This window comes from Bilifractor sp. LCP21S3_F8 (genome assembly GCF_052117805.1).
Taxonomy (GTDB): domain Bacteria; phylum Bacillota; class Clostridia; order Lachnospirales; family Lachnospiraceae; genus Bilifractor.
The window spans coordinates 118,520-142,048 of the sequence record NZ_JBQKIK010000005.1; the positions used below are offsets into that span (position 1 = coordinate 118,520).

The 23,529-nt window shown below is 50.7% G+C and carries 20 protein-coding genes; 4 read left to right on the forward strand and 16 right to left on the reverse strand.

From position 1 onward, the window contains the following. Nucleotides 1-74 precede the first annotated feature (74 nt). From ACTQ3A_RS04135 to ACTQ3A_RS04145, 3 genes are all read right to left on the reverse strand, one after another. On the reverse strand, nt 75-1,439 hold the full coding sequence (locus ACTQ3A_RS04135; RefSeq protein WP_441494127.1) for a chloride channel protein: 1,365 nt from the start codon (nt 1,437-1,439) through the stop codon (nt 75-77). 139 nt (nt 1,440-1,578) lie between these two features. Then, nucleotides 1,579-2,721: a DUF362 domain-containing protein gene (locus tag ACTQ3A_RS04140; protein WP_441494128.1), complete on the reverse strand. Its 1,143-nt coding sequence runs from the start codon at nt 2,719-2,721 to the stop codon at nt 1,579-1,581. Nucleotides 2,722-3,194: 473 nt separating this feature from the next. Continuing rightward, complete coding sequence (locus tag ACTQ3A_RS04145) at nt 3,195-4,253, reverse strand: lactonase family protein (protein ID WP_441099931.1); 1,059 nt, start codon at nt 4,251-4,253, stop codon at nt 3,195-3,197. Nucleotides 4,254-4,863: 610 nt separating this feature from the next. On the opposite strand from ACTQ3A_RS04145, the gene ACTQ3A_RS04150 reads away from it, so the two are divergent. Both ACTQ3A_RS04150 and ACTQ3A_RS04155 read left to right on the forward strand, forming a co-directional pair. Continuing rightward, the gene (locus ACTQ3A_RS04150; RefSeq protein ID WP_441494129.1) at nt 4,864-5,907 is read left to right on the forward strand and encodes an RluA family pseudouridine synthase; all 1,044 of its coding nucleotides are present in this window, start codon (nt 4,864-4,866) and stop codon (nt 5,905-5,907) included. Nucleotides 5,908-6,047: 140 nt separating this feature from the next. Next, complete coding sequence (locus tag ACTQ3A_RS04155; protein ID WP_441099934.1) at nt 6,048-6,536, forward strand: S-ribosylhomocysteine lyase; 489 nt, start codon at nt 6,048-6,050, stop codon at nt 6,534-6,536. Nucleotides 6,537-6,870: 334 nt separating this feature from the next. On the opposite strand, the gene nudC is transcribed toward ACTQ3A_RS04155, so the two are convergent. Beyond that, nucleotides 6,871-7,836, reverse strand: coding sequence for an NAD(+) diphosphatase (gene nudC / locus ACTQ3A_RS04160; RefSeq protein ID WP_441495249.1), 966 nt, complete (start codon nt 7,834-7,836; stop codon nt 6,871-6,873). A gap of 69 nt (nt 7,837-7,905) precedes the next feature. Continuing rightward, nucleotides 7,906-9,279, reverse strand: a complete 1,374-nt coding sequence (locus tag ACTQ3A_RS04165) for an MATE family efflux transporter (RefSeq protein ID WP_441494131.1) — start codon at nt 9,277-9,279, stop codon at nt 7,906-7,908. A 548-nt stretch (nt 9,280-9,827) separates the two neighbouring features. Here ACTQ3A_RS04165 and ACTQ3A_RS04170 point away from each other — a divergent pair. Then, nucleotides 9,828-10,451, forward strand: a complete 624-nt coding sequence (locus ACTQ3A_RS04170) for an HAD family hydrolase (protein WP_441494132.1) — start codon at nt 9,828-9,830, stop codon at nt 10,449-10,451. Nucleotides 10,452-10,556: 105 nt separating this feature from the next. Here ACTQ3A_RS04170 and ACTQ3A_RS04175 read toward each other — a convergent pair whose 3' ends face one another. From ACTQ3A_RS04175 to ACTQ3A_RS04225, 11 genes are all read right to left on the reverse strand, one after another. Further along, nucleotides 10,557-11,672, reverse strand: coding sequence for a GGDEF domain-containing protein (locus tag ACTQ3A_RS04175; protein WP_441099940.1), 1,116 nt, complete (start codon nt 11,670-11,672; stop codon nt 10,557-10,559). A 166-nt stretch (nt 11,673-11,838) separates the two neighbouring features. Continuing rightward, complete coding sequence (locus ACTQ3A_RS04180; RefSeq protein ID WP_441494133.1) at nt 11,839-12,435, reverse strand: NUDIX hydrolase; 597 nt, start codon at nt 12,433-12,435, stop codon at nt 11,839-11,841. 99 nt (nt 12,436-12,534) lie between these two features. Then, nucleotides 12,535-13,689, reverse strand: a complete 1,155-nt coding sequence (gene fliB, locus ACTQ3A_RS04185; protein ID WP_441494134.1) for a flagellin lysine-N-methylase — start codon at nt 13,687-13,689, stop codon at nt 12,535-12,537. A 106-nt stretch (nt 13,690-13,795) separates the two neighbouring features. Further along, nucleotides 13,796-14,314: a hypothetical protein gene (locus ACTQ3A_RS04190; RefSeq protein ID WP_441494135.1), complete on the reverse strand. Its 519-nt coding sequence runs from the start codon at nt 14,312-14,314 to the stop codon at nt 13,796-13,798. 249 nt (nt 14,315-14,563) lie between these two features. Next, complete coding sequence (gene tuf / locus ACTQ3A_RS04195; RefSeq protein ID WP_441100738.1) at nt 14,564-15,757, reverse strand: elongation factor Tu; 1,194 nt, start codon at nt 15,755-15,757, stop codon at nt 14,564-14,566. Between the two features lie 261 nt (nt 15,758-16,018). After that, nucleotides 16,019-18,136 (reverse strand): elongation factor G, encoded by a 2,118-nt coding sequence (gene fusA, locus ACTQ3A_RS04200; protein ID WP_441100739.1) that lies wholly within the window; start codon nt 18,134-18,136, stop codon nt 16,019-16,021. A 15-nt stretch (nt 18,137-18,151) separates the two neighbouring features. Continuing rightward, nucleotides 18,152-18,622: a 30S ribosomal protein S7 gene (gene rpsG / locus ACTQ3A_RS04205; RefSeq protein ID WP_441100740.1), complete on the reverse strand. Its 471-nt coding sequence runs from the start codon at nt 18,620-18,622 to the stop codon at nt 18,152-18,154. Nucleotides 18,623-18,804: 182 nt separating this feature from the next. Continuing rightward, complete coding sequence (gene rpsL, locus ACTQ3A_RS04210) at nt 18,805-19,218, reverse strand: 30S ribosomal protein S12 (protein ID WP_441100741.1); 414 nt, start codon at nt 19,216-19,218, stop codon at nt 18,805-18,807. Nucleotides 19,219-19,506: 288 nt separating this feature from the next. Beyond that, nucleotides 19,507-20,265: a tRNA pseudouridine(38-40) synthase TruA gene (gene truA, locus ACTQ3A_RS04215; protein ID WP_441494136.1), complete on the reverse strand. Its 759-nt coding sequence runs from the start codon at nt 20,263-20,265 to the stop codon at nt 19,507-19,509. Between the two features lie 163 nt (nt 20,266-20,428). Continuing rightward, nucleotides 20,429-21,169: an MBL fold metallo-hydrolase gene (locus ACTQ3A_RS04220; RefSeq protein WP_441495250.1), complete on the reverse strand. Its 741-nt coding sequence runs from the start codon at nt 21,167-21,169 to the stop codon at nt 20,429-20,431. A gap of 248 nt (nt 21,170-21,417) precedes the next feature. Next, nucleotides 21,418-22,212, reverse strand: coding sequence for a helix-turn-helix transcriptional regulator (locus ACTQ3A_RS04225; RefSeq protein ID WP_441100744.1), 795 nt, complete (start codon nt 22,210-22,212; stop codon nt 21,418-21,420). Between the two features lie 389 nt (nt 22,213-22,601). On the opposite strand from ACTQ3A_RS04225, the gene ACTQ3A_RS04230 reads away from it, so the two are divergent. Further along, nucleotides 22,602-23,369: a tRNA threonylcarbamoyladenosine dehydratase gene (locus ACTQ3A_RS04230; RefSeq protein ID WP_441494138.1), complete on the forward strand. Its 768-nt coding sequence runs from the start codon at nt 22,602-22,604 to the stop codon at nt 23,367-23,369. Nucleotides 23,370-23,529: the final 160 nt, after the last annotated feature.

Here is a 23,529-nt window from a genome sequence, read left to right on the forward strand (position 1 = left end):
TCCGTTACATACGCCTCTTCTTTGAATACACCGTTTCCGTTACATAAGCCTCTTCTTTGAATACACCGTGTCCGTTACATGTCGCCACGTTTCGGATCGTATTCCTCGTTGTTTTTCCCTGTCTCCGGTTCCCGGCCATCCCCAGTGACTGCCCTGCAATCCTTGTCGAGATCCACCCGGTGATCCACCTTCTTCATGACACGTCTGGGGCGCAGCTTGGAGAAGATAATGACCTGACTCGAGAAAAGCCCGTTGTAGCCGGAGAAGACAAAACTCAGCATACAGGCCACACCGAAATAGGGAAGCCCGGCTCCTCCGAAAACCTCTGCCGCAAGCAGTATCGATGTAATCATGGTATTCGTGACGCCGGCAAACATGGCGGTGAAACCGACGGCCGCCGCGAATCCTGCCGGAATACCCAGTAGCTGGCCGAATACACAGCCGAAGGTCGCGCCGATATAGAAGGTCGGAACGATTTCTCCTCCCTTGAATCCGGCTTCCAGTGTAAGCGCCGTGAACAGAATCTTCATCGCGAAATCCCACGGCCTCGCCTGCCCCTGTCCGATCGCTCTTGCGATCACATCCACGCCGGCTCCGTTATAGTCCTGATTTCCCACCAGAAACGTCAGTCCGACAATAACCGCTCCGCCCACAAGAACGCGCAGATACGGATTTTTCAGGAACCTCTCATAGAGCCCCTTCGCATAATGTAGTGCCATGACAAAAAACGCGGAGACAAGGCCGCAGGCTGCCGCAAGAACCATGACCTTTCCCATCATCAGCGGACTAACATCAGGTGCCTCAATCTGAAAGCGCACCGGTGCCGCCCCCATATGGGATGCCACCTCAGCGGCAAAAACAGACGCGATCATTCCCGGGACAAGCGCCGCATGCTTTACCATCCCGACACTGATGACTGTGGCCACAAAAACCGCCGCCGTAACCGGAGTTCCGAACAATGCCGCAAAAAAAGCTGCCATTCCGGTCATCGTTGCGATCTTCTTATCCTCCTCATCGAAGCGGAACATCTGCCCGATGTGGTTCCCGATATCTCCGCCGATCTGCAGCGCGGCACCCTCTCGGCCGGCGGAACCGCCGAACAGATGGGTGAGAACTGTTCCGACAAAAATCGCAGGTATCAGCCGGAATTTGAGAGAATCTCCCTCAACAGCAGAGTCAAACACAGCGTTGGTTCCGACGCCGGATAATTTCAGCTTCTGATACATAAGGACAATCAGAAGTCCTGCCGCCGGAAGGAATAAGATCATCCATCCGTTCACTGACCGGAACTGTGTCGCCCACGACACGCACCGCGCGAATGCACCTCCGGTCACACCGCATACAGCTCCTGTCACAAGAGAAAGGATGATCCACTTAATAAAATAGGCAAAATAATCTTTCACCCATCGTCTGCCCTGTTCATTATTCCGATCTGTCATCTGTTCCAATTCCTCTTCCTTTTCTGCCTGCGGCATCCCTGCCGCTGCCGCCGCTTCCTCCGATGCTGCCCGCTGCTCTAACCTGCATCCACGAACGCACCCGGCTTCTGCTGTTCTGCCTCAATACTGCCGGCTGCTCTTATCTGCGTCCTCGAACGTAGATTGCCTTGTGCGGGCACATCTCCTGGCAGCAGAAACAGCGGATACATTTTCTGTAATTGTATACCGGAGGATAATCACGACCCTTTGAAAAATGCAATGCCTTTCCCTCTACCGGGCAGCTTTCTACACAGACGCCACACCTCCGGCATTTATCTGCGTCGATTCTGGGAGCCGGTTTCAGGAATCGCAGAAACGTCACCGTGTTCATGATTCCCTCCGCCTTACCCTTCTTCCGGTTCACCCGGAAATCCGGTTTGCCATATTTTTTCACGGCAGACAGCATGGAAAGAGGTCCGTCCGGCGTCACAAGATCTATTTCTTCTTCCCGCCAGGTGCCAAGGCCCATCTGCGCTCCCGCGACTTCCGTCGGAACCGATTCCGGATCCAGATATACGAGCCTTGCGAACACGCTGTCCAACGCCACAGGGTCCGTCGAAAACAGCAGCACATTCATCGGCACCGGGTCTCCCGAGGTCGGGCCATTTCCCTCCATTGCCACGATCCCATCCATCACATAAAGGCGTGGTCGGACGAGAAGATTCAGATCCACGATCATTCTTGCCATGCTCTCCGCGCTCGGATATCTGGTGTGTCCCGCAGCCTTGTGTTTTCCCTGGACGCAGCCGTACTGATTCTTTACAGCCCCTGTGATGTGTTCCAGCGCATGCGTCTTCATCTTGCAGACGCTGATCAATGCATCTGCCTCCGTGACATCCCGGGCAAGCATAAACTCCTTTGCGTGAATTCCCTGCGGATATTCCGTCCGAACGGCCTCGTCAAACGCAGCCATACGGCAGCCGTATTTTTTCAGCTCCTCCCGCATCCCCAGACGCTCCATCGATCTGACTGAGGAGCCGAAACCGCCGGAATCTCCGGCCGATACATCGATATAATGCTCCTCCGCCAGAATTCTCGCCAGCATCTCAACGACTACCGGATGTGTCGTAACCGCGCGTTCCGCGTCTGCTTCCCGCACAAGATTCATCTTCAGCAGTACCTTCTCCTCCCTGCGGACATATTTTTCAATGCCTCCGACCAGGCTCAGGCCCTGCTTCAAAGCCTGATACACTCTCTCCGGATCATAACTGCCGCACGGAACAAGCGCAACTGTACTCTTCAAGCCTTTATCCCTCCCTCTGGCCATTTTCCTTCCTTCTGATCACTTCTCTTCGTTCTGATCATTTTACTTTCTTCTGATATTTCTCTTCGTTCTGATCATTTCTCTTCCTTCTGATCATTTCTCAGTTGCAATATGTGGCACCTAGCATCACATAGTGATTGCCGCACAAGAACCAGATGAAGCTCTTTATCTGCACAAACAAAAACTGCCACGCTGTTTTCCTTCTTTATTAAACATAAGGATCGAAAAACGCGCGGCAGCTGGCTTTATGCAGTATGTGGCGCCCCGCTTCCGGGGCATGAGAGTTAATACGGGAACGAATCACCGCTCTCCTGCTTCTCTCCGTCGCCTGATTACCCCGTTGCTTAAACAAGGGATCATTTGGCAAACCTGGTGACATCCGGTTATTACTCCGAGATTTTTGATTTGTCCCAGATGTTAATCTGTCCCGGATTTTAACCGAAAAGGAGAAGTCAATCCTTCGTGCCCATCTTTGTGATCAGAATACAGTTCGGTGTGTCAACCTTCATCGGCCTGCCCTTCATGACAAGAATATTTTTCTCATAGTCAACGGCAAATGTCGTGATGCTGTTGGATTCATGATTGACACAGGCGATATGCTTCCCATCCGGGAACATCGCGATATCCTTCGGATACTCTCCGCTGATCGGAAGGGCAAACTTCTTCGTCAGAAGGCCGGTCTTCTGATCCACCTTAAACATGGCAACCGTATCATCACCGGCCGTCGAAGTGAAGAGATATTTTCCATCCGGAGAAAAAGTCATCCCCGATGCGGCATCATGGAGCTGATCCACATTGTCAGAGGTCGTGCTCACGCTTTGGATGTAATCAAACCTGGGAACATCATCCTCTACGGAATAGGCGAACACATCCACCCTGTTGGCCAGCTCATAGATCACATAAGCAAATCTTCCATCCTGACTGAACTCAATCAGCCTTGGACCGGATTCGCGCTCGCAGCGGAGAATATCCACCAGCTTAAGCTTACTCTTGGAGCTGATGCGATAGATCTTCACCTGATCGATTCCGTTATCTACCGCACAGATAAAACGGTTGTCAGGCGTCATCTTCACGCAGCTGACATGCGGACGGAAGTTTCTCTCCGCCACACTGCCGAGGCCCTTGTGGAACACGCCGTCCATCACAGAGCCGAGGCGTCCGTCATGATGCGTATGAACCAGTGTCACCTTGCCGTCGTGGTAGCCCGCGACCAGAAGATACTGACCCGTCGCGTCAACAGATAAATAGCAGCCACGCATACCATCGATGCCGATCTTATTGATCATCTCAAGATCACCGTCGGACTTGATGTCAAATACCGCTACACCCTCGTCCGCAATGGAGTACAAAAACTTTCCGTTCGCCGAGCGGCAGATATAAGATGAATTATTTACTGGGATCACCTTACGCAGTGAAAGAGTCCCCTCCTTCACGTCAACGTCATACAGGTGGATGCCGATACTGCTTCCGTGGGTATACGTTCCAACATACGCAACATACTTTTCTGCCATAATCTCTTCCTCTTTTCTATTGTTGACTGCATTCTGAAAAATTACTGTATAAGCTCTTCGGAAACACAGACAGGATCGTCGCACGCGAAGCGCGCGTAAGAGACTGTATGCGATTTCGAAGGCAACAGGTATGAGCACGAAGTGACGCTTAAACGGCACGGAAGTGCTCATACCTGTAGGATTGCGAGAGTGCGAAGCACGGAGCAATCCGCAGCTTATACAGTTTGTGGCGCTGTTTACAGCATGTGGTTTGCTGTATAAGCTCTTCGAAAACGCCGCGACAGACCGACGAAGTCGTTCACCTGCAGGATTGCGGAGCATGGAGCAATCCATAGCTTATACAGTATGTGATGCCCCGCCTGCGGGGCATATGGTTCAGTCAGAAAACAAGTGTGCCCTCTGCACTTCAGTCTTATCTGCAGTTCCCGGCAACACGCTAAAAGTATATCACGAATCATAAACCGGCACAAGGATTTCGCAGTTCTCTCGTCCTCCAGCAAACGGGCTCTGAACCGGCTGCTCAACGACAACTCTGCCGCGCAGCGAATCCGGCTTATACCCCGGCTGCTCATTGACAACCCCGGCCGTGCGGCGTTACGATATCAGAACCATGGAAAGAACTTTTACTTATATTATTAGAGAAGAAGACGACGGCAAGGACATTCACGCCTTCCTGCGCGGGAAAGGATACTCCAGGCACATTCTCGCCTCTATGAAGCCGATCCCAGACGCCGTTCTGGTCAACGGAGTTCATCAGTACATGCGCTATACTCTCCGCCGTTCTGATGTCCTCACAACCAAGGTTCGGGATGATGTCTCCTCAGAGACAATCATCCCTGCCCCTGTTCCCTTCCGGATCATTTATGAGGATCCGGATCTGCTTGTCATCGATAAGCCTGCCAATGAAGCAATCCACCCTGCCGTCGGCCATCCGGCCAATACTTTGGGAAATGGTGTCGTCTGGTATTTTCAGCAGAAGAATATTCCCTTTGTGTTCCGCTGCATCAACCGCCTGGACAGAGACACTACAGGTCTGCTGATCGTGGCAAAAAATCTCGTCAGTGCCTCCGTTCTGGAGCAGCAGCTTGTAAAAAGGGAAATCCACCGGACCTATCTGGCAGTCGTCGACGGACATACCCCTGCCGAAGGCACCATCGACCTGCCGATTGCCCGCAAGGAAGGCTCTCTCATTGAACGCTGTGTGGATTTTGACCGGGGTGACCGGGCGATCACTCACTTTCAGACACTTGCTTATTTTCCCGCGCCCGGCAGAACCGATTTCCTGAATTCCCGGAAAGCAGTATCTGCATCCGGCACAGAGAAGGCAGACTTCACACCCGGTTATTCTGCTGTCTGTCTGAAGCTTGAGACCGGCCGCACTCACCAGATCAGGGTCCACATGGCATACCGGGAACATCCCCTTCTCGGAGACACCCTGTATAACCTTCACTACCTGCGGAAGCCCGACGAACTTTCCGAGCCCGGAACCGTAAGGTCTTCCGGCGGAGACCCTCTTGCCATCACACGTCAGGCTCTACACTCATGGAAGCTTGACTTCATTCACCCCATCACCGGAGAAGCAATGCATTTCACGGCACCGGTGCCGGAGGATATGAGGGCGTTGCTGTATCAGACACCGAAGGACAGCTTCTGACAGCACTGCTGTATCAGACATTATAAGGCAGATTATCACGTTGCTGCCGTATCAGAGGCCAAAGGCATCTGATGAAAACAGAATATTCTACGTTCTGTACAGATAACAGAAAAAAGAAAAGGAAAAGAAAGGAAAAAGAAATGGAAAAAATCGCAAGCTTTACCGTAAATCATCTGACTCTTATGCCCGGCATCTATGTCTCCCGAAAGGATCATATCGGCTCCGAGTGCCTCACAACCTTTGATCTGCGCATGACCGCCCCGAACCGCGAGCCCGTCATGAACACTGCGGAATGCCACACCATCGAGCACCTCGGCGCGACCTTCCTGCGCAATGATCCCGAATGGAAAGACCGCGTGATTTACTTTGGACCAATGGGCTGCCGCACCGGATTCTACCTCATCCTCGCCGGCGACCTGTCATCCTCCGATATCACTGATCTTGTAATCCGTACTTTTACCTTCATCCGCGACTACAAGGGAGAAATTCCCGGCGCGGCAGCCAGAGACTGCGGAAACTATCTCGACCAGAACCTCAGCATGGCGAACTGGCTTGCCCGGAGATATCTGGAACGGGATTTGTCTCAGATTCACGAGGGGAGCACCGAACGGCTTGTATATCCCGACTGAACCGCGGCTCCGACGTTCCCCACACTGACACCGCAGTGATCCTGGCTGCCTTCCCAGCCGAGGGAATATACACAACTGAGAGAATTGTTCCCGTCAATTTCTGATATTCGCATAGCTTCTCTGCCGGGGCTCGCACACAGCTCTCAGAACTGTTCCTGTCAATCTCAAATATTCGCATAGCTTCTCTGCCGGGGCTCGCACAGCCGGCAAGGTCAGAATAAATCTGTGCTATGTATTTGTTAAGTTAAGGAAAAGCGGCATTCATCCCACACGCAAGCATGTGGGATGAATGCCGCAATTGATAACCGTACCTCTGTCAGCGCATCCCCGGCGGTTACTTTCTCTGAATCACATCCAGTATACGCTGGAAATCTCCTCCGTTCTCCCGGAACACCGTCATCATCTCGCTGGTCAGGGAGATGTGTTCCCGGTCCTCCGGCACTTCCGCAGGCCCATACCAGCCGGCCATGGACAATTCATCCTCCTCCAGGGTGATCTGATCCTTGTCGCCGTCCAGCTCGCAGAAAAATCCCATTAGAAGTGTGTCAGAAAACGGCCAGGGCTGACTCTTGTAAAAGTGAAGATTACGGACCGCAAGCCCCGTCTCCTCCATCACCTCCCGGTGAACCGTATCCTCGATGCTCTCTCCACTCTCATTGAACCCCGCGATCAGCGCAAACCTCTTATATTCTCTCCCGGCGTACTTGCTCATCAGAAGCTTCCCGTCATGAACCACCGCAACGATAACACCGGGGCAGATGACCGGATAAAAGGTTCTGCCACATCTCGGGCACTTCATCATCCTTTCTTTTTCATCCGCCACGAGCTCTGCCCCGCAGCCTCCGCAGTACCTGTGACTCGAGTACCACAGAGAGAGCTGTTTTCCGGTCACGCCGGCAAACGCCCGATCTCCTGGTTTTGCGCTCCGGAAGGTCCAGTCCTTCTCAAAGTGAAATCCCTCCTCAAGTAAAACCTCCGGAATCTCTTCAGGATCGATCACCGCAAGGTAATACTCCTCCTCATCAATCCGGAAGAGATAGGTGAACTCTGCGTTCGTCCCATCAAAATCTCTCGTTTTCGGATACGTAAGAACTCCGTCTTCATCCATCCGGAGCAATGTCAGCGGTCCATTGTACACCAGCGCCGTTTCATAACCGGCAGGCTGCTTGTTCTGATACTCGATGTGAAATTTTCTGGGTGCAATATCCTGAATCATTTTTCCCTGTCCTTTTCCTGCTTTCATCGGATCCGATGTGAAACGTCTTTTCGGATTCTCTCCGTGCGTTTTCTCTGTCTTCATCGGTTCCGACGCGAAGCATCCCTCTATATTCTTTCTCTGGCCTCATCGGCTCCGACACGAAGCATCCCTCTATTTTCTTTCTCTGTCTTCATTGCTTCCGACGTGAAACGTCTTTTCAATATCTTTTATCACAAAGCGGTAGCAAACCCCGGTAAAAATACCCGCCGTAAGCCAGGCGGCAGGATCGCAGAAGCAGGCTGCCAGATAGCTCATCATATGAATGGAAATGAATGCCGTAATTCCCCGGGCGACAAATTCGACAATTCCGCCGAACATCGGAAGCAGTCCGTAGCCACATCCCTGCATGGCGTTCCGGAATACAAAAATATAACTCAGCGGAATGAAAAAGCAGACCGCGACGTTCACGTAGGTTTTTGCCCAGGGCATCAGCGCGCTGATATCCTCATTTCCCGAGAAAAAAATGCCCAGTGTCAGCGGCAGTATAACCACACAGATCACTGCAGCTCCGACCGCATATATCGTGTCGATCAGAACAGCGGCATTGACTCCCTTCTTCACGCGGCCGATCTGGCGGTTGCCGTAATTCTGCCCGCAGTAGGTCGAGATCGCCGATCCCATCGACGGCATCTCCTGCGACAACAGCGTAACCACCTTATTTGCCGCAGTATATCCGGCCACTGCCGTTGAACCGAACAGATTTACGGCAGACTGCATGATCATGGTTCCGGAGGATGTGATCGCGAACTGAAGCGTCATCGGGATGCTGATTCCGAGCTGTGCCTTCGTCATTTCCTTTGACAGACGCCACTCTCCCCGGCGCGGTCTCAGAATCTCCGCTTTCCGGTAAATGTAGATAAAGCACAACACTGCAGCCATCGCCTGCGAAAGTACCGTGGCAAGCGCCGCGCCCGCCACTCCCATACGGATGCCCATTGTCAGCAGAAGGTCCAGAAAAATATTTGACACAACAGCGAAAATCAGAAAGTAGAGCGGTGCCTTGCTGTTCCCGATTGCCCGAAGCAGAGCCGCACTCATGTTGTACATGATCATGGCGATCAGGCCGACAGTTATGATCATGATGTAGGTATGCGCGTCCCTGTAGATATCATCCGGTGTATTCATCACGCGAAGCAGCGGTCCCATCAAAAGTGCGCCCGCCACCGTGAAAGCCGCCGTAAGAATCAGGCTGAGAAGCAGAGCATTCGCAACACTCCTGCGCACACCCTTCTCGTCTTTTGCGCCGTAATACTGCGACGTCAGTACCGTAAACCCGGTAGACATACCCTGCGCAATTCCGCTCAGCAGAAACATAATCGTCCCGGTCGATCCAACCGCCGCCAGCGCGCCGGCACCTACCACTCTTCCGACAATCACCGTATCCACCACATTGTAAAATTGCTGAAAAAGATTTCCAAAGAAAATCGGAATCAGGAAACGAAGCAGAATAGACGACGGTCTGCCCTTTGTCATATCTGTTTCCATTCAAAATACCCCCAGTATATCCGGAATTATTTAGCCTATCACAGTTCAGAATGCCCAGGTTCATCCGGAACTATTTAGCCTATCACAGTTCAGAATGCCCGGATTCATCCGGAATTATTCATTCAGTCACAAGTCTGTATTTTATCCCAGAAAAGGCAGAGATTCAATATCAATCCGAGAGAAAGACATCCCACCGCGTCTCAACTCCCTGAATCTGATCCGTACCAGCCTTATTCACTCCGGACTTTTCCGGCAGAAACGAAAAGCCGCAGCTCCGGCAGGACATCTCAGGGCATCTCTGCAATCCCTGGATATGGATTTTTTCTCTCTCCTTCGCTATAATACCTGTGAGAGCCGGTCCGCTTTCAACGAGTAACCGGCTCTCAGTAACAGAGAATCACAGTTAATTTCTTCAATTACCGGAAATCAGAGCTGACTTTTTCAGTTACCGGAAATCAGAGCCAGCTTCTTCAATTACCGGGAATCAGAGTTAGCTTCTTTGATTACCAGGAGTCAGAGTTAATACTACAATTCGGAGGGGTACAGCAATGACAGGATACAAAAACATCGTATTTGACATGGGAAGGGTTCTGGCCGATTACAACGCCGATAATGCCACACGGGAATACACATCGGATCCCGACGTGATCCGGGAGGTCAATCTCCTCGTCTATCACTCCGGAGAATGGATCATGCTTGACGCTGGTCTGATCCGGCAGGACGACGCGCTGGAGAAGATGCTGTCCCGCGCATCCTCCGATGAGGTCCGCAGCGCGGTCCGCTTCAGCTTTCAGAACTGGGACAGATACAACCTCACCCCGCATCCCGGTATGGGCGCACTGGTAAGGGATCTGCGGGAAGCAGGAAAAAAGACATACATCCTGTCCAATGTCAGTGTCCGTCTGGACCACGGCAAGTGGAAAAGCCATCTCGAGACGCCCGATCTTTTCGACGGAGTCTTTCTCTCTGCTCCTCATAAGGTTCTGAAGCCCCAGCGGCAGATCTATGAAATGTTTCTTGAGGAATTTCACCTGAACCCACAGGACTGTCTCTTCATCGATGATCTTCAGCGAAATGTAGACGCTGCCCGCTCCTGCGGTCTGGGCGGATACGTCTTCGATGGAGATGTCCGGAAGCTCCGGGATTTTCTCGGCATGGCGGATTCTGTATAAGCTCTTTGAAAGCGCCGACAGGCCGCCTGCCGCAAACCGCGCGTAAGAGACTGTATGCGGTTTCGAAGGCAAAAGATATGAGCACGAAGTGACGCGCGGTACTGTCTATGCTTCTGCGGGCGTCTGCCTGTCCTCGCGGGAATGCATCTCCCTCTTATTCATATACATCTCGTGATCTGCCCGCGACACGGTCTCAGATCCCTCCTCCCCCGGAAGCTGCTGCGCGATGCCGTATGCAAAATCCAGAGGGTGATCTCCAAACTCCGGATCACATTTTTCCCTCGACTGAAGCTCACGAAGAGCTGGAAGCAGTTTCTCCGGTCCGGTTTTCCAGGAAAGCAGGCAGAATTCATCTCCACCGATCCGGAAGATCTCTCCAAAGGAAGAAAGTGCTTTCCGGGTTGTCTGACCAAAGGCAAGCAGATAAGCATCACCCGCATCGTGCCCGTATCTGTCATTCACAAGCTTCAGGTGGTTCAGGTCGAACATAACGGCGGTAAGTGTTCTTTTTTTACCGGAATATTTCTGAAGAGTCTTGTCATAAACTCCGCGGTTATGCAGCTTTGTCACCGGATCTATCTTTGCATACATCTGCTCCAGTGCGAGATACATGAAGAGATAGCAGATGCTGATGCAGTTCCAGCTCGCTGCGAGATCTCCGTAGACAATCTGCGCAATCACACCTATCCCGACGATTACCTGTGCAAACAAAAGCATGATCCGGTCGCTTCTGTCGAACAGATAATTACGAGAGTAGTACATGCGCACCATCACCATATACATCACATATTCGGCGATTATATAATAAATATATTTATTGGTATAATACATATATCCGCCGCTGTGATAGAAAATAACCGGCTTCCAGATGTTTACAATCGGAATCACGCCGAAACAGATTAATATGATTACATTTAGAACCCTGTTGACAAGCGATATCTTTTTCAATCGCTGCATAGGTATAATCAGGATCAGAAACGCGACCAGAAAATAAATGACACAAGTCAGCACATTAAGTATGTAGTCAATCCGGGCAGTAATCCTGCATATCGTAAAAATCGCCTGCCAGATCTGATCCAGAACAAGTATCGCCGCAATCACGCCTCCGGCACACGCAAAATATCTTTTGATTCTCTGATCGATATTTATATTGTCATAGAGCCGGAACCAGGCGAATATCACCAGAATAAAGCTTATGACATCTTCAAAAAGAACTAACATATTTCTCCTAAAATCAAACGAGATAAAACACGCTGCGCGAGTTTTATCTCGCTATCGCGACGCTCGCCGCACTCGAATACTTCGCATTCGGCTGCGGCTCACTGTTCGCGTAAATCAAAATCACAGATGTTCCTGGTGCCAATGTTGACAGCTGCAGCAGCGATATTCACCTCTTCTGATTCGTATAAGCGAGAATACCCGCAACTGTTTTGGAATCCTGTATTCTTCCGCTGTAAATATCCTGAAGCAGTACCTCCGGCTCAACAGCACGCAGACGGATCTCCTCTGCTTCGTCCAGTGCCTGGCCATGGGAGTCCTTCAGTTCAGAGGCAAGATAGACATCCGTGTACTCATTGCAGTAAGCAACCGCTGTCTTCAGCCGCAGCAGCAGCTTCCATTTCCCGGCAGTGTATCCGGTTTCCTCCCTCAGTTCTCTTCTTGCGGTATCCTCTGTCGTCGCATCCTCCGCGTCAACCGCTCCGGCCGGAAGTTCCAGAGTCTCCCGGTCAATTGACGGTCTGTACTGACGCACCATAAGAATTCTTCCGTCCGCGAGAACCGGAACGATGCAGGCGCCGCCTCCCTTTTTATGACAGACAAAATCCCACTTCTGAATGCAGCCGTCCGGAAGCTCCATTGTGTCCTGATACACATCAACCACGGAGCCGCTGTAGGCCAGAGACCGCGACAATCTTCTCAGATGGCCGGTTCCTCTCTGATTTTCCGGGCTCTGATTTTCCAGATTCTGATCCTCGTCCTTCATATATTCAATCCTTTCGTCTGCTGTGGGCAGAAACTCCACGGCGGTAAGATTTTCGGCAGGTGAACGAACTCTCTTCTTTTTCCGAAATGAATCTGTCCGTCACCCGTCTTCTCCGTCTTCCTTCAGAATGGCGACGTTTTCCTCGCAGTGCTCAACCTGCCTGGAATAAAGGTGGGCGAGATCAATCATATCTTCAATGGTCAGCTTTCGCCCCGCCGCGTTCCATTCAGCCAGACACATCATCCACAGAAAACGAAGGCTTCTGTCAATGTAGCGGAAGACACCTGCCGGATCCCCGTCAGAATAGATGTCAAGCGTATAACGAAAAACGAAGTACACGCAAAGCTTTGTGAACCATCCGGGAAGACAGTCCTCATGGAGCCTCTCAAATTCCGCGCGCAGCTGCGCCGGAATGTTGTCAGCTTCACCGATGACAGCTGTCCCTGCATCGCCGGCCTCACCGCTGACAGTTATCCCTGCACCGCCGGCCTCACTGCTGAAAGTCGTCCCTGCATCGCCGGCCTCACTGCTGACAGCCGTCCCTGCATCGCCAGCCTTCACACCTGTATTTCTTACCAGTTCCAGCATTTCGGTCCAGCGGTGATCGATAACCTCGAGTCTCTCCATACGCCGCATCAGACTTCGCCGGCTCTCCTGTGTCGGAACGATGCCGATCTGCCGCTCAATGTCATTCATTTTCTCCCTCCAGGAAAGCTTATGATCCTCATCCTGGAGATAACGAACCGCATCATCGCGGATCGTCAGTATTCCGCGAAGCCGTTCGCGGTCCGTGTCGCCCCATCCCCGGTCTGTATCATCCTCCATGCGCTGCAGCTGCACCGGTCCCGAAGAAAAAAATATTCTTCCGAACTCCATACAGGAAAGACTCATATCCATCTGCTGATAATTCCCGAACTGCTCAAAATACCTCGGATACTCATCACAGACGACACTGATCGCCTCCGGTCCCAGGTGAGTGATGATCTCGCACAAATTGTCATCGTTAAGGAAAGGGCAGCGATTCTGATCCGTAAGCGGGAAGAAACAGGTACGGACCTCTTCTCCGTCCGCGTTTTCTTCTGTTTCTGTTTTCATGGCACGCCGCAGGCGCTTCCCGAAGGGACCCTCGACATACCGGTAGTATTCCTCCGTTTCCCGGTCAAGATCCACTTCCCAGCCTGCGCAGCAGGTATCCGGGCACTTTCCTGCAATGCAGGAAAACTTCAGAACCGTATCCGGATATTCATAAATCATATCTTCTCGTCCCCTTATGTGAATTCTCAGCCGCCTGAAATCCTCCGTCCATCAGAACTTTATTCTACGAAGCCATTCAGCCGTCAAAGGCACCTGTTATTCATGATCACCTGATCTCCCCCGGATTTACGCGGATCTCCCGGTTTCTCTTTACATCCCAGAAACTGCAGTCAATCACCCCGCCCTTATGATTCAGAAGCTGTATGAACGGATCGCAGTCCGCGCTGTGCAGAAAATCCTTCGTCTGCCGGAAGAGACGAGCCTTACTGACATCATTCTCATGAATCGTAAGGGAACAGATCCATTCCTTTCCAGAATACACAACAGCCAGATACATGCGGTTTGCCAGAAAATCCTCCACATCTTTCCGCATGTATTCGAAATCACGGTCTGTCGCCTCATAGTGCGCGTTCCAGTCACCGTACGTCAGTGTGAAGCCATCTTCAAGATCGATATAGAGATCGTCGCTTCCCTTCGGGTTTAACACCGAGACACAGAAATATCCATTTTTCAGATATTCATAACCCTCATCCTCATTCGTGTAGGTTGCGATCTTTTGTCCTCCCAGAAAATCAAGAACCGCTCCGAGCATCGCCGCAGGTCTGATCTTAACAGGTTTTGCCATTCTATTATCCTTTCTTTTCTAACTGAATGATTTCCCACTTCATCTTGCTTCTGACTTTCTTTGTCAAGGGCGTATTACAATCATACCACATCAAAAACGCTTCGAATACATATACGCGACTCCTTTTATCAAAAAAGGATCAAAAAAAGATCTCCCTTGCCTGACGCAAAGGCACACAAAAAGAGCCGCACCCCCCTGTATCAAGGGTTTGCGGCTCTTCATGAATTGCGTGATAATACTGTTTTTCGATTACTCGATGATCGTAGCTACACGGCCGGATCCTACAGTGTGACCGCCCTCACGAATAGCGAAGGTAAGTCCCTGCTCCATAGCGATCGGGTGGATCAGCTCGATGGTCATCTCAACGTTATCACCAGGCATGCACATCTCAGTGCCTTCCGGAAGAGTGATAACACCGGTAACGTCAGTTGTTCTGAAATAGAACTGCGGACGATAGTTATTGAAGAAAGGGGTATGACGGCCGCCCTCGTCCTTAGTCAGAACGTAAACCTGAGCGGTGAATTTTGTATGGCAGGTTACAGTGCCGGGCTTAGCAACAACCTGTCCCTTTTCGATATCAGTTCTGTTGATACCACGGAGAAGAACACCGATGTTATCACCAGCCATAGCCTCGTCAAGGAGCTTATGGAACATCTCAATACCGGTAGCAACAGAAGAAAGCTTGTCCTCAGAGATTCCAAGGATCTCAACCGGATCATTCAGTCTCAGAGTACCACGCTCTACACGGCCGGTAGCAACAGTTCCACGTCCGGAGATTGTGAATACATCCTCAACAGGCATCAGGAACGGCTTATCTGTATCACGTGTCGGAGTCGGGATATGCTCGTCAACAACGCTCAGAAGCTCCATGATCTTGTCGCCCCACTCGCTGTTCGGATCCTCAAGAGCCTTCAGAGCAGAACCGCGAACGATAGGTGTGTTCTCGAATCCGTACTCGTCAAGAAGCTCGGTAACCTCCATCTCCACCAGCTCGATCAGCTCGTCATCATCAACCATATCACACTTGTTGAGGAATACAACCATGGCCGGAACACCTACCTGACGTGCAAGCAGAACGTGCTCACGAGTCTGAGCCATAACACCATCAGTAGCTGCAACTACAAGGATAGCGCCATCCATCTGAGCTGCACCTGTGATCATGTTCTTTACGTAGTCAGCATGTCCTGGGCAGTCAACATGTGCATAGTGACGGTTCTCAGTCTCATACTCTACGTGAGCGGTATTGATTGTGATACCACGCTCTCTCTCTTCCGGAGCTTTATCGATGTTGGAGAAGTCAACGATCTGGTTCTCATCGGTAGGCATTCTGGTAGCCAGAACCTTTGTGATTGCAGCTGTCAGAGTGGTTTTGCCATGGTCTACATGTCCGATGGTACCAATGTTGCAATGCGGTTTTGTTCTTTCAAATTTCTGTTTTGCCATTGTAATACTTCCTCCTTAAAATGAATACCGGCGTTCTGCCTGCGTATTTACTTTATTAAAAATTACTGTAAAATAGAAAATCCGCTATGCTTGATTATATTTCATTTTCAGAATCTTTGCAAGTGAATTCTCTCTATCCGGAGTCCCGTGCACGAAATTCCGGGGCTGTCCCGGGAAGCCGTGACATCTGACGGAATGGCTCCGTCCATCCGGTGTTGACATTAACGCTTCTGCCCCGCGAACGGGGCAGGAACCGTTTCATTACTTATCAGAAAGGACCTTCTCCTGAACAGACTTCGGAACCGGCTCATAGCGGTCGAAGAACATGGAGTAGTTTGCACGTCCCTGTGTAGCGGAACGAAGGTCTGTGGAGTAGCCGAACATCTCAGCCAGCGGAACAAAACCGCGGACAAGCTTTCCGTTTCCTACATCATCCATTCCCTCGATACGGCCACGACGGGAATTCATATCACCGATAACATCGCCCATGTATTCCTCAGGTGTAGTAACCTCAACCTTCATGATCGGCTCGAGGAGCACCGGAGCGCCCTTCTCCATTGCCTGCTTGAAGGCCATGGATCCCGCAATATGGAATGCCATCTCGGAAGAATCGACCTCATGATAGGATCCGTCGTATACCTCAGCCTTGACTCCGACTACCGGGAATCCGCCGAGCTGACCGGCCTTCATGGCATCCTGAATACCCTCATCGATGGACGGGATATACTCCTTCGGGATGGAACCGCCGGTTACGCTGTTAACGAACTCGTAGGACTGCTCTGCGTTTGCATCCAGCGGCGAGAACTTAACTTTACAATGACCGTACTGTCCTTTACCACCGGACTGACGAACATACTTGCTGTCGATATCCGATGCCTTTGTGATTGTCTCTTTATATGCAACCTGCGGAGCTCCGACATTTGCCTCTACGTTGAACTCACGAAGCAGACGGTCAACGATGATCTCCAGATGGAGCTCGCCCATTCCGGCGATGATTGTCTGTCCGGTCTCCTGGTTTGTGGTAGCGCGGAAGGTCGGATCCTCCTCAGCCAGCTTTGCGAGAGCCTCGCCAAGCTTCTGCTGTCCGGCCTTTGTCTTCGGCTCGATTGCGAGCTCGATAACCGGATCCGGGAAGTCCATGGACTCCAGAATTACCGGATGCTGCTCGTCGCAGATTGTATCTCCGGTAGAGGAGAACTTGAATCCGATAGCCGCAGCGATATCTCCGGAATATACCTTGGACAGCTCATGACGCTTGTTGGCATGCATCTGAAGAATACGGCCGACACGCTCTTTCTTGTCCTTGGTTGCATTCAGTACATAAGAACCGGAGTTCAGTGTACCGGAATAAACTCTGAAATATGCAAGACGTCCAACGAACGGGTCGGAAACGATCTTGAATACAAGAGCTGAGAACGGCTCTTCATCAGAAGAATGTCTTACGACTTCATTTCCGTCCAGATCTGTTCCCTCGATGTCCGGTACGTCAGTAGGTGCCGGCATGAAGTCAACAATTGCGTCCAGAAGCTTCTGAATTCCCTTGTTCTGATGTGCAGAACCACAGAGAACCGGAACGGCCTTATTCGCGATAGTTGCCTTGCGGAGTGCCTTCTTCATGTCGTCGATGCTCGGCTCCTCTCCGTCGAGATAAGCCATCATCAGATCATCGTCGAACTCAACGATCTTCTCGACCATCTCTTCGTGAGCGGCCTGGCACTCATCCTTCATATCGTCCGGGATATCTACGATGGAGATATCATCGCCGGTCTTATTGTTGTAGATGTATGCCTTCATCTCGAACAGATCAACTACGCCCTGGAAATAATCCTCTTTGCCGATCGGACGCTCGATAACAACCGGGTTCTTGCCGAGCTTGGTAATGATCTCGTGAACGGTGTTGTCGAAGTTTGCTCCAAGGATATCCATTTTGTTTACAAATGCCATACGAGGAACATTGTAGGTATCCGCCTGACGCCATACGTTCTCGGACTGAGGCTCAACGCCGCCCTTGGCATCGAATACACCTACGGCACCGTCAAGTACACGAAGGGAACGCTCAACCTCAACAGTGAAGTCTACGTGTCCTGGTGTATCGATGATGTTGATGCGGTGCTCAAGTGCACCCGGAGCGGGTTTGTTCTGGTACTGATGTGTCCAGTGGCAGGTAGTGGCAGCGGATGTGATCGTGATACCACGCTCCTGCTCCTGTGCCATCCAGTCCATTGTAGCAGTTCCTTCGTATGTCTCACCGATCTTGTAGTTAACACCGGTGTAATACAGGATACGCTCTGTCAGAGTAGTTTTACCTGCATCAATATGCGCCATGATACCAATATTTCTGGTTCTCTCAAGCGGATATTCTCTTCCGTTATCAGCCAACAGAGTTCCCTCCTTTTAGAATCTGTAATGAGCAAATGCCTTATTGGCCTCTGCCATCTTATGCATGTCTTCTTTACGTTTCACGGATGCTCCGGTGTTATTCATAGCATCGAGCAGCTCGTTTGCCAGTCTGTCAGACATTGTCTTCTCACTTCTCTTGCGTGAGAACATTGTCAGCCAGCGAAGTCCCAGAGCCTGACGTCTGTCCGGCTTAACTTCTACCGGTACCTGGTAGGTAGCTCCACCGATACGGCGGGCCTTAACCTCAAGCTGAGGCATGATGTTGTTCATCGCCTCTTCAAAACATTCAATTGCCGGCTTTCCGGCCTTTTCCTCTACTTTAGCAAATGCGCTGTAAACGATCTTCTGAGCGGTACCTTTCTTGCCGTCCAGCATGATGCTGTTGATCAGCTTGGTTACAACCTTGTTGTTGTATACCGGATCTGCTAAAACATCTCTTTTCTGAGTATGTCCTTTACGTGGCACGTTACTTCCCTCCTTAATCATTAACGATTAGATCTCAGGTACTCACATCTGGTATGGTACGAATGTGTCTGTACCGGTAATTTTTCTATCCAACCTGCAGCCGCAGAGGTTGTCGAAATACCGTTACACAAAACCATAAAACTTTAGTGAGATAATGAATTCTTATCCTGGTTGCTTTTGTATTACTTCTTCGGCTTCTTGGCGCCGTATTTGGAACGGGCCTGCTTTCTGTTGGCAACACCTGCAGTATCGAGAGTACCACGGATGATGTGATATCTGGTACCTGGCAGGTCCTTAACTCTTCCTCCACGGATCAGCACAACGCTGTGCTCCTGAAGGTTATGTCCCTCTCCAGGAATATAGCTTGTAACCTCGATACCGTTGGAAAGACGTACTCTGGCGATTTTTCTAAGCGCTGAGTTCGGCTTCTTCGGCGTAGCGGTCTTAACTGCTGTGCAGACACCACGCTTCTGAGGAGAAGACTGGTTTACGGATTTCTTTGTCAGAGAGTTGAAGCTTCTCTGCAATGCCGGTGCGTTGGACTTCTTTACGGAAGTCTGGCGGCCCTTCTTAACTAACTGGTTAAATGTAGGCATTCCTTTAATTTCCTCCTTGTTTTTCTACGGCTGCTTCTTATTCAGTCATTACATGGAAAAAAGGCGCACGAACGCCTTTCACTTTTGCCATGCCGGCTTATTATATCGTTCCTGAAAATAAATGTCAAGCTGTAACCGCGTTAATTCCGGTTTCCGGGTTTCCCGGGTTTCCTCATTCCGGGTATACCCAGCCTATATCCAGCCTGTGCACTGCTCTATAGCCGGCCAGTATTCTGTCTTTCAGATTCTTTTTATGCATGACGGATAAGGCTGATCAGATCGATAGGGTCAGTACTGCACCTCCATCATGCAAAGCCCCTGCGCGGGCGCCGTCGGCCCCGCGAGCTTCCGATCTCTTGCATCCAGAAGTTCCCGCATGCTCCCAGCAGACCTTTTTCCGTATCCGACCTCAAGAAGAGTTCCCGTCATGATCCGAACCATGTTCTGGAGAAAGCCGTTCCCATGATACACAAAGCGCAGATACGGGCCTTTCTGCCGGATCTCTATTGAATCCACCACGCGTATGGTGGATTTCTTCATATGAGAATTGCCGCAGAAGCTTCTGAAGTCATGCATCCCTGAAAGGATATCCGCTGCCTCTCTCATCCGCTCCAGATCCGGCATTCTGTCCAGCACGGTCACATACCTTCTGTCAAAAACAGGCTTCGCGCCCCGCGGGTCGTACCAGCATGTATAGCAGTAAGTCTTTCCAATCGCCTTGAATCTGCTGTGAAAACGGTCTGCGCAGATTTTCAGTTCATTGACACTGATGTCTTCCGGCAGATAACGGTTCATGTATTCCTGAATCTCCTGCTCTGTCATATCCGTATCCAGCAGCACATTCGCCGTCATTGCTCTCGCGTGCACGCCTGCATCCGTCCGTCCGGCTCCGATCACTGTCACCGGTTTATCTGCCGGCGCCCCGACCATCCTAGAAAGAACCGTTTCCAGCTTCCCCTGTATCGTCATTTCCTGATTGGGCTGGTGCTCCCATCCGTAATAGCGGGTGCCGTCATAGCTGACCAGCATCTTATAATTTTTCTTCATAAATATAATTCTTTCGTTTTGTGAGCGGAAATTGTGGATGGGAACGCACTGGCTCTGAGTGGGCGAGCAGTTGGCATTCCCTCATCCGCCAATCTACGGGCAAAACAAAACGTGGTTTGCCCGTCTTATCCTCCTGCTACGGCGCATGCGCACAAGCAGATGATCAGGAGAATTCGATTGTGTCTCCGTTCTCCGGAATGATCAGCTGATCCAGGAAGCCTCTCTGCATCGCATACGCGCGCAGGGCATCCCGCGTCAACTCCTGATTTTCAAAGGTTTCCATGTGAACGCACACAATTTTTGCATAGGGAGCTGCACTCTGAATCTTCTCAAGATCCTCTGTTCCCATCGTAATGTGCATTCCTTCCCCGTGGGCATGCCCAAGATATGCGATAATCACATCCGGGTGATAGCCAATGCCCTCACGGACGCCCCTGCACCACACGGTATCGCCGGTGATGTAGACCGTCTTTTCGCCCTCCTTACGGAGTACGATACCGCTTGAATTCTGCATGGTATTCAGCACATGCTGAATCTTTCCGTCGCCATGCCTGCCCGCTACACGAATGATGTCCACATCCTCATAATGTGTGCTGAGCGTCATATTGATGGTCTGCGTCTTGCTCATTCCGTAGTTTCGCACCAGATCCTTGTCGTTCAGATTCTGTGTGTAAAAAGGCATATCCTTCGGGATACAGTCCGCGGCCTCCTGATCAATATGTCCGGGATGGACGTGTGTCAGCAGAACCGCCTTCACGCCCTTCATAATTTCCTCCGGTGCTTCCGGAAGGTCTGTCAGCGGCGGTTTTTCCGGGTAATGCGTCGTCTTCAGCTGATGGGTGACCCCATGTGCCCGGAACATCGGATCGACCAGGAATACCTTTCCTCCATATTCCAGCTTCATTGTGCAGTTTCTATAAAAATGAATTCTCATCGCCAGTCTCCAATTGCTTATCGCATCCAGAATCACGCACACTTCGCGTGCGACGAGCTCTATCTTCGTTTTCGAAGAGCTTATACAACAACATGTGGATTTGTGTTATTAGTTGATTGCTTTACTCACAATTCTAACACAAACCCACATCAATGTGTACCGGAATATTCATTTTTCCGTCACGTCCTTGCCATCCGGCGCAGCCGTCCATGCAGTCGTCAGCTTGCCTGTCCCATTCCCAGGCCCTGGGCTCCATCATGTGCAAACCGGAGAAGCTCCCATCTCGAGGAAATATTCAGTTTTCGGTATATGTTCTGAAAATGCTTCTGGAGGGTATGTTCCTTGATTCCGAGCTCGTCGCAGATCTCGAGATTGGATTTTGTGAGAAAGATCAGTGTCAGAATCTCCGTCTCCTTCGGCGTCATATGAACCTTCTTCGTGATCGTCTCCACCGCGCCGCTCACAGAAGCCGCCGTGTCCCTCTCCCTGCAATGCTTGTAGAAAATCGTGTTCAGATGCTTGCTCAGCGCCTTCAGCAGGTACACATCTTCATCCGCAAAAGCTCCCGCCGCTCTGGTGCGGAAGAGAGTGAGAACAGCCAGAAGATCATCGCCGCTCGCGATGGAAAGCTGAAGTGTATCGTAGATGTCAAATCTCCGGTAACATTCCTGGTACACCTTCGAATGAAGGCGTTCCGCCTCCGGCATCAGGCTGCTCTCACGCACCGATACGGTTTCTCTTGAGATATTCAGTCTGCGGTTCATTGCCTCCGGATATTTCTCCATGTAGGTTTTCTCCGCCTCCATAAACTCACTCGGTTTACAGAAAAACTCGGATACCTTCAGACTTCCGCCCTTTCTGCTGTAATTTGGATCAATCAGCAGGATACTCGAATACTGATGCGGAATCAGCTCCTCAAGATGACAGAGCAGCTTTCCCTTAAGATCCTCAAAATCAATCGCAGTATACAGAGAATATAAAAGGTTGTCATAAGCGAGAAAATTATCCATCATTTATACCTCCTGAAGACGGCTTCCAGTTCATTTACATTCAAAAGATGAATTTAGACAAAAAAAGAGGCACTTCCTTCTACAGGAAATGCCTCTTTGCATTTGATGTACTCATTCTAGCAGACTTCTCACAAAAAATCCAGTACTATTTTTTCTTTTATACTTATTTTTCAGCATGTCCTTGTACTTCACACTTAACGGATAAGGCGAAGAAAGTTCTACCTTTGCCCTGCGCGTCACCGATTATCAGAAATTTGTAAATTGTTGATATTCCCTCACGATTATTATAAGATATGTCAATGAAGCAACAACGAAATATATTTTTAGAACGGATTACGTAATGCAATCTGCGTCTGATATATTTAAGAAAAAATCAGAAAAGGTGAACCATTATGCTGAATCAGTTTTCGCGAACCCAGCTTCTTCTGGGCGAGGACGGAATAAAAAAATTACAGGACTCCCGGGTCATTGTATTCGGAATCGGAGGAGTCGGCGGATATGTCGTAGAAGGTCTTGTCCGTGCGGGACTTGGCGCCGTTGATCTCGTAGACGACGACAAGGTCTGTCTCACAAATGTAAACCGCCAGCTTGTCGCTACAAGGCGGACCGTTGGAAAGTACAAGGTAGATGTGACAAAGGAAAGGATTCTCGATATCAATCCACATGTGAATGTCTCCCTTTACAAGTGCTTCTATCTGCCGGAGACCGCGGACCAGTTTGATTTCTCCCAGTACGATTATGTCGTAGACTGCGTAGATACCGTCACCGCCAAGGTAGAAATCATCATGCAGGCAAAAAAAGCCGGCGTACCCGTGATCAGCTGCATGGGAGCAGGCAATAAGCTTGACCCCTCGAAACTCCAGGTCGCCGACATCTACAAGACCACCATGGATCCCTTGGCGAAGGTGATGCGCCACGAGATGCGAAAGCGCAGGGTGAAAAAGCTCAAGGTAGTCTTTTCCACGGAAAAACCGACGCGTCCTCTCGAAGACATGTCGATCAGCTGCCGCACAAACTGCATCTGTCCTCCCGGAACTGCCCGCAAATGTACGGACCGCAGGGATATTCCGGGCAGTTCTCCGTTTGTTCCCCCGGCTGCCGGCCTTCTGATCGCCAGCGAGATCTGCCGTGACATCACCGGCGTCCAGCCCGCAAAGTAATTCCGGACCGTCTGCAAAAACTAAAACGCCATACAATGCATCCTGCCACAAACTGTACAAGCCACGGATTGCTCCGTTTTCATCACCGCCGTCCGGCACGCGGAGCAACGTGTGCCGGGCAGCCGGTGAATAGCTCTTGCTGTTCCCCAGTTCTGCAAGT